The organism is Pseudoxanthomonas mexicana (assembly GCF_001556105.1).
Lineage (GTDB): Bacteria > Pseudomonadota > Gammaproteobacteria > Xanthomonadales > Xanthomonadaceae > Pseudoxanthomonas_A > Pseudoxanthomonas_A mexicana_A.
In genome coordinates, this window is record NZ_LSIF01000075.1 from 1 (window position 1) to 1,466 (window position 1,466).

Consider the following 1,466-nt stretch of genomic DNA (forward strand, 5'->3'; position numbering starts at 1 on the left):
GTCGGCTTCGGCCATCATCGGGCTTTGCATTCTTCATGGCGTCGGCGCTGATCGGTCGTTGACGGCTCCAGTTCCGCTGCCTTTTGCTGCTTCGCTTGTCTTGGCTTCGGTTGCATCGTGTTCGCGCCGCACGGTTGTTGTCCAGGATCACGGCTTGCGGATGGGCGGCGCTGCGGGCTTCGGCTCAAGCGCAGCCGGCCTCTCGCTGCTGCGGGCTAACGGACGGTGATTTCCGGCCCCCAGTCATCCGGCAGCCGTTGCAGGCGACTGGCTTCGGGCTTACCTTGGTGCATAACAACTCGTCCAAGCCGAACCCGCTTCGCGGGTCGGCTTAACTCAGGCGTTATGCGTGGGCGGGCGTTCTTGTTGGGTCGGCTTCGGCCATCATCGGGCTTTGCATTCTTCACGGCGTCGGCGCTGATCGGCCGTTGACGGTTCCAGTTCCGCTGTTCTTTCCTGCTTCGCTTGCCTTGGCTTCGGTTGCATCATGTGTGCGCCGCGCGGTGGTCGGCCAAGTTCACGGCGCGCGGATGGGCGGCGCTACGGGTTTCGGCTTCAAGCACAGCCGGCCTCTCGCTGCTGCGGGCTAACGGACGGTGATTTCCGGCTCCCGGTCATCGTGCAGCCGTTGCAGGTCGAGGGCTTCGGGCTTACCTTGGTGCATAACAACTCGTCCAAGCCGAACCCGCTTCGCGGGTCGGCTTAACTCAGGCGTTAGGCCCCATGACACAGATGATGTCTCGCCCTTGGCCAGAAGTCGGATCCCGCTATACGGAGGCACCCAGCTTTGCCTGGACAAATGGCATGCTTGCGCTGGTAGATCACCTTTCCGGGACTACTCTCCACGCATGGACGTCCATGTTTGACCTGTGCGTGACACAGGTCCCAACCACTTACCCTTACGCGGGGCCTGTTGTTAAAGTTTGCCCTATACCTGACACCACTCTACTCGAGCTGCAATGGCCCGGCGATCAGATTCACGTCATCCCGGCTGATGATGCAGTTGCGACCTTTGAGCGACTGGCAAACCAGTTTTCGTGGCATAAGGATTCATGACCATGGGGCCTAACAATTCATTCAAGCCGACGCCGCTTCGCGGCGCGGCTTAATTCAGGCGTTATGCGTGGGCGGGCGTTCTTGTTGGGTCGGCTTCGGTCATCGTCTGGCTTTGCATTCTTCATGGCTTCGGCGTTAATCGGCTGTTGATGGCTCCGGCTTCGTTGTTCTTCTTTGCTTCGCTTGGCTCGGCTTCGGTTGCATCGCGTTCGCGCCGCGCGGTTGTTGTCCAGGTTCACGGCTTGCGGATGGGCGGCGCTGCGGGCTTCGGCTCAAGCACAGCCGGCCCCATGTTGTTATCGGCTGGCGGCGAATGATCTCAGGCCCCCGGTCATCGCGCAGCCGTTGCAGGTCAAGGGCTTCGGGCTTACCTTGGTGCATAACAACTCGTCCAAGCCGAACCCGCTTCG

At 60.9% G+C, this 1,466-nt stretch carries 1 protein-coding gene; it reads left to right on the forward strand.

Translation table 11 applies throughout. The annotated features are described in order from the left end of the window. Positions 1–229: hypothetical protein (locus tag AX730_RS19410; protein ID WP_232310265.1), on the forward strand; the 229-nt coding region annotated here is incomplete at its 5' end. Positions 230–1,466: the final 1,237 nt, after the last annotated feature.